Origin of the sequence: Pseudoalteromonas sp. MER144-MNA-CIBAN-0113 (assembly GCF_040308965.1) — a bacterium.
Taxonomy (GTDB): Bacteria; Pseudomonadota; Gammaproteobacteria; order Enterobacterales; family Alteromonadaceae; genus Pseudoalteromonas; species Pseudoalteromonas tetraodonis.
Genome location: NZ_JBEOOG010000127.1, coordinates 1 through 4,912 on the forward strand (window position 1 = coordinate 1; position 4,912 = coordinate 4,912).

Consider the following 4,912-nt stretch of genomic DNA (forward strand, 5'->3'; position numbering starts at 1 on the left):
CGTTTTTGACGAATTCTTTTAATTGTTGATTAATATTGAAATTTTATTCTATCAACACAGAAATGGATCACAGCCATTATTTGAGACTGACTGGGCTTACTATAACTTAAATGTATAACTTACATAAACGAGAGTGTAAAAATATCTGTGTAAATGGCATTCTTAACAATATCGAAGAAGGATATCAGAATGCCAATATCAGACAAACTCATCGACCAGCTGCTTGACGGCTGTGATTCCCCAGAAGACATCTTAGGCGAAGCCGGCCTACTCAAACAGCTTACCAAGAAGGTGGCAGAGCGGGTGCTAGAGGCTGAAATGGAAGCTCATTTAGGCTACGCACCAAATGACTCAGCCGGCAACAACAGCGGCAACTCTCGTAATGGTAAAACCAAGAAAACTGTTCGTAGCATCAATGGCGATGTCGAACTAGATATTCCTCGTGACCGTAACGGTAGTTTTGAGCCCAAGTTAGTTCGCAAAGGCGAACGCCAGCTGAATGGATTTGATGAGCGCATCATAGCATTGTATGCGCGTGGCATGACTACTCGTGACATTCAAGCATACCTTGAAGAAGCCTATGGTGTTGAAGTCTCGCCGACGTTCATTTCTCAGGTGACCAACGCCGTCATGGACGAGGTCAAGGCCTGGCAGCATCGTCCGTTGGCAAAGCTGTACCCAGTTGTTTACCTTGATTGTCTAGTCGTTCGCAGCCGTGATTCTGGTGTTGTACAGAATAAGTCAGTGTACCTAGCGCTTGGCATCAACACTGACGGTGAAAAAGAGCTGCTCGGGCTGTGGATGGCTCAAACTGAAGGCGCTAAATTCTGGCTATCGGTAATGAACGAGCTGAAAAACCGTGGTGTAGACGATATCTTCATTGCCTGCTGCGATGGCCTTAAAGGCTTCCCAGAAGCCATTGAGGCGGTTTACCCGAAGACTCAAGTGCAACTGTGCATTGTGCACCAAATTCGCCACTCTCTGCGGTACGTAAACTGGAAACAGCGCAAGACTATTGCCGCTGATTTAAAACTCATTTATGGCGCGGCTACTCGCGCTGAAGCCGAGCAGGCACTAGAAAATTTCGCCTCGACATGGGACTCTGAGCATCCCACCATCAGCCGCTCATGGCGGGCAAACTGGGAACGCTTAAGTGTGTTCTTCGACTACCCAGTTGAGATACGCAAGGCCATTTATACCACCAATGCCATTGAGTCGCTGAATGCGTCACTGCGCAAAATCACCAAAACTCGCCGGTCGTTCCCTAACGACGAAGCCGTCATGAAGGTGCTGTACTTGGCCTTGCATCAGGCTTCAAAAAAGTGGACTATGCCCATACGCAACTGGAAGCCAGCGATGGCACAGTTCGAGATTATATATCAGGATCGGATTTAACAGTGAAACCAGCCATTTACACAAAATCTTTTACAGTCTCACATAAACAAACCGATTTTAAAACATAATGTATCCATCGGTAAATCTCTCACTGACTGACGGATACAAAAAACCACTATTATATATCAAAACTTTAATATACTTGGTCCATCTCTCGCCATACCAGTTAACGCGAGCCCTATGACTTCAGCCTCAACATCTAACTTTTTATCTTGAATATAATGAAGAAGTAACTCCGACGATTGCCTAAACTCTACGCTTGCTATGTAAGCAACAAGTTTATCTCTCACAGTAAAGTCACTTTTAAACATATGCATAACTCGAAAACCATAAATTAAATATGTTTGAGCAAACTCATCAGAAAGTATAGACCCTGCAAATTTATTCATAGGAGATAGAGAGCGCCCCAGCCTCAACATACTGATAGGACAACCAAAAGAGCTAAAGTACTGTAGTACAGCCTGTGCCTTTGCATGAGTAGCAGGATCTAACTGATAGCCTTCAAAAGTCTTTTGCGGTCTTACCATTAACTGGGTAAATGGCTCACCTACATTCAAATAAAGCTCCTTTTTTAATGCTTTTAACAACTTAGAACCTGCCACTTTTTGAAAATCACAATTAATCAAGTTCATTCTAACCTCCAACCGTTTCACGCAGCACTTCAGTGACGTTCGAAAATTGTGGAATGAATCCCTCTCCATAGTCATTTTCAGCATTCATTCTATCAACTTTTTGTAAATATTTTGCAACCTGAGTTTTAGGTTTGAAGCCATATCTAGCTTTGGGTGAATAACAAGTCCATGCATGCCTCAGATGGTTCGCAACATTTGGAGCCAAGCTTTCCAGCTTCTTAAGTTCATTAGAGCAAACTTCAAGAGTTAACTGACTGTGATCCACTAACTTACCGATTTCTGTTCTTCTCATTGATGACGTTAAAGTAAGCGTTTTACCAATATCATGTAATAACGCGGCAACAACAGCGATATCTTTTTCATGCGAATTTAAGTCACCTACTCCCAAAATATCCCATGCTATTTCAACAGAATGTCTCAATAATCCACCAGGATAATTATGATGATAATTAAGACTTGCAGGGCACTGCAGATACCTCACTCCCACTGACTTTTGTAACAATACAGACCTAATAAAAGATCTTAGAAATGGGTTTTGTACACGGCTTACGAGAACGATGAGAGCGTCAAAATACTTTGGCAAAGGACATTGCGATCTAGGAAGATTTGACAGATCTTCTCCAAATTTATGTGAATGGTTACATTCCAATAAATTCTTACATTTAAAGTAAGCACTACCATGAGTCTGTAAAAGAGCAGCTTCAACATGCACTATGCTATGGGCCTTAAGCTCAATAGTCATCAACTCTTGAGAGTTACAATAAACATTAAAATCACCGGTGCCATCAGATAAAGTCAGAACCCAACATTTTTGGCCAATGGAGTCTTCCTTTATAGTTATATTACTTAAATAGTAACGCCCCATAAATCTTTTAAATTCAATAACATCAGATAGTAATGGCTGTATAGAGTCAATTTCAAAAGTTTTCATAATCAAATTCCTGAAGTAATAAAAAGTGTAGCTTTATCGGCTTGGCTTTAAAATTTTGCTGAAGAAACCATCAGCTGCAGAACCGTCTTTTCTAGTTAAATTTGGGACATACCTGCTATATGTACGGAATAGCATCTCAGTATTTGCATGCCCCATTTGATTAGCTATCCACTCAGGGCTCTCACCTGAAGCTAACCACAAAGTTGCTGCGGTGTGCCTCATTTGATAGGGAACCCTTCTTTCAATTCCTAACCGCCTAAGCAATGGGTACCACACACTTTTTGTTACCCAATTATGATCGAGAGGTTTTCCACTCTTGTCACAAAAAACATATTTAAGATGCCCTGTTCGTTTTTTCATACTCATCATTGCTCGAAGCACTACATCACTCATTTGAATTTCACGCTGACTAAAGTCATTTTTCGTATACTCTTCACGACCAGAAACTAATGTTTCTCGAATTAAAATAACGCGCTGCTCAAAATCAACAAATTTCCACTTAAGGCCATCAATTTCTGCAGTACGCATACCCGTAAAAATTCTAACTGTAAAATACTCTTTAAAGTCTTCACGGACATTCTCGAGGATCAACGCAATTTCATTGGTAGATAAAGGCTTTATATGATGCTTAGGCCCTTTCAATGGCTTTATACCCTTGTAAGGAGTTATAAAATCATATCGATCCGCTGCTTCTTGCAAAATCGACCTCATAACTTTCATATGCCGATTTATATGGTTTGGAGAGAACAAACCACCGCCATTTTTTTTCAATTGTGTTAACTGCACTCTAAAATTGAGTAACTGTGATTTTGATATTTCATTTATTGGCATCTCTCCAAAAAACGGTATCAACCTGTTAAACAATATATTTCGAATAGTTGCGATATAACTTTTCCGCCATTGAACTTGCATTTCAGTAAACCAAAGTTCAGCAAAGTCCTTAAATATTGGAAAGCTAGCATCAGAGTTTTTTAAAACCTCTTCTGCATATTTGATCTTTTTTAATCGAGGACTATTAGGAAACGTTTTCGCGTAATCAAAGCACCCTAATAAAATCTCAGCCTCAATTTTATCGAGTAACTTTTGTAGCTTTTTCCTATTCGCAGGTGTGTCTTTTAACTTAGTTTGCTCTCGACATCTTTGATTTCTATACCTGAAATCGAGGTACAATTTTCCTGAGCCACGTGAATTAATACTACCCATGACAAATACCTCCATTTGACATTGGAATTGCCATAGCTTGTAAAGAAAATTTACACATATCACGCTGTATAGCCCCCCAGTCGTATAGGATCTTTCGCCCTCCAAATGGGCGTATGTAATGAACCCCCTCCAGCAATACCGAATCTTTCAATTGCTCTCGAATAGTTCGACAGTCATATTTAATAAGTTTTGATAACTCTGATGTAGTTAAATAAGTAGATGTTGATTGCATAGTATTCACCTAATTGTCATGCTAATATAAATGACAAAGGTTAATTCAAAAAACCTTTTTGTCATCCTGAATAACATTATGCAACCATAAATGCATTTGTCAATGACTTTTTGTCATTTTAGGTGACAAAAAGTTACTTTAGAGGTTAAACGGTGTGATTAGATGTAACTTAGCTCGCCTAATGGGCGAAAGGAAAATGAAAGTTATGGATGTTGCCAGAGAAACGGGGCTGCATAGAAATACAATAACCCTTCTTTATAAAGAAACAGCACAGCGTATTGATTTAGAAGCTATTGATAAACTCTGTGATCTTTTCGATTGTGAGGTTGGCCAACTTTTGGAGAAAATTGATTGATACCTGAGTACCGAAAAGCTGAAGGGGATCTCTCAAGTAACATAGCGCTAAATTCTCAAAAAGGTGTTTGGCTTAGCAGCAAAGAAGGTAAGCGTCCGGCAATCCACACCTAGCTTTTGATATTCCAAGGCAGTAAATCATCGATTTGGCAACCCGGTTTGCAG

Annotated in this window: 6 protein-coding genes; 2 read left to right on the top strand and 4 right to left on the bottom strand. The window is 39.9% G+C overall.

Features of this window, described 5'->3' with window-relative positions; all coding sequences use genetic code 11:
- The first annotated feature begins 189 nt into the window (after positions 1-189).
- Positions 190-1,395, top strand: a complete 1,206-nt coding sequence (locus AAEY57_RS18635; protein ID WP_350608509.1) for an IS256 family transposase — start codon at positions 190-192, stop codon at positions 1,393-1,395.
- Positions 1,396-1,520: 125 nt separating this feature from the next.
- Here AAEY57_RS18635 and AAEY57_RS18640 read toward each other — a convergent pair whose 3' ends face one another.
- The 4 genes from AAEY57_RS18640 to AAEY57_RS18655 are packed head-to-tail and all read right to left on the bottom strand — an operon-like array spanning position 1,521 to position 4,393.
- Positions 1,521-2,027, bottom strand: a complete 507-nt coding sequence (locus AAEY57_RS18640; RefSeq protein ID WP_350608510.1) for a hypothetical protein — start codon at positions 2,025-2,027, stop codon at positions 1,521-1,523.
- Between the two features lies 1 nt (position 2,028).
- Positions 2,029-2,958, bottom strand: coding sequence for an HD domain-containing protein (locus AAEY57_RS18645; RefSeq protein WP_350608511.1), 930 nt, complete (start codon positions 2,956-2,958; stop codon positions 2,029-2,031).
- A 33-nt stretch (positions 2,959-2,991) separates the two neighbouring features.
- The gene (locus tag AAEY57_RS18650) at positions 2,992-4,161 is read right to left on the bottom strand and encodes an Arm DNA-binding domain-containing protein (protein WP_350608512.1); all 1,170 of its coding nucleotides are present in this window, start codon (positions 4,159-4,161) and stop codon (positions 2,992-2,994) included.
- Positions 4,154-4,393: a hypothetical protein gene (locus tag AAEY57_RS18655; RefSeq protein ID WP_119853811.1), complete on the bottom strand. Its 240-nt coding sequence runs from the start codon at positions 4,391-4,393 to the stop codon at positions 4,154-4,156. Before AAEY57_RS18655 ends, AAEY57_RS18650 begins: the two co-directional genes overlap by 8 nt.
- 154 nt (positions 4,394-4,547) lie before the next feature.
- Here AAEY57_RS18655 and AAEY57_RS18660 point away from each other — a divergent pair, with 154 nt between their 5' ends.
- The gene (locus AAEY57_RS18660) at positions 4,548-4,748 is read left to right on the top strand and encodes a helix-turn-helix domain-containing protein (protein WP_350608513.1); all 201 of its coding nucleotides are present in this window, start codon (positions 4,548-4,550) and stop codon (positions 4,746-4,748) included.
- Positions 4,749-4,912 lie beyond the last annotated feature (164 nt).

What these genes read in the sequence shown, in the direction of transcription:
- AAEY57_RS18635 (WP_350608509.1), top strand. Translation starts at nt 190, where the DNA reads ATGCCAATATCAGACAAACTCATCGACCAGCTGCTTGACGGCTGTGAT.
- AAEY57_RS18640 (WP_350608510.1), bottom strand. Translation starts at nt 2,027, where the DNA reads ATGAACTTGATTAATTGTGATTTTCAAAAAGTGGCAGGTTCTAAGTTG.
- AAEY57_RS18645 (WP_350608511.1), bottom strand. Translation starts at nt 2,958, where the DNA reads ATGAAAACTTTTGAAATTGACTCTATACAGCCATTACTATCTGATGTT.
- AAEY57_RS18650 (WP_350608512.1), bottom strand. Translation starts at nt 4,161, where the DNA reads ATGGGTAGTATTAATTCACGTGGCTCAGGAAAATTGTACCTCGATTTC.
- AAEY57_RS18655 (WP_119853811.1), bottom strand. Translation starts at nt 4,393, where the DNA reads ATGCAATCAACATCTACTTATTTAACTACATCAGAGTTATCAAAACTT.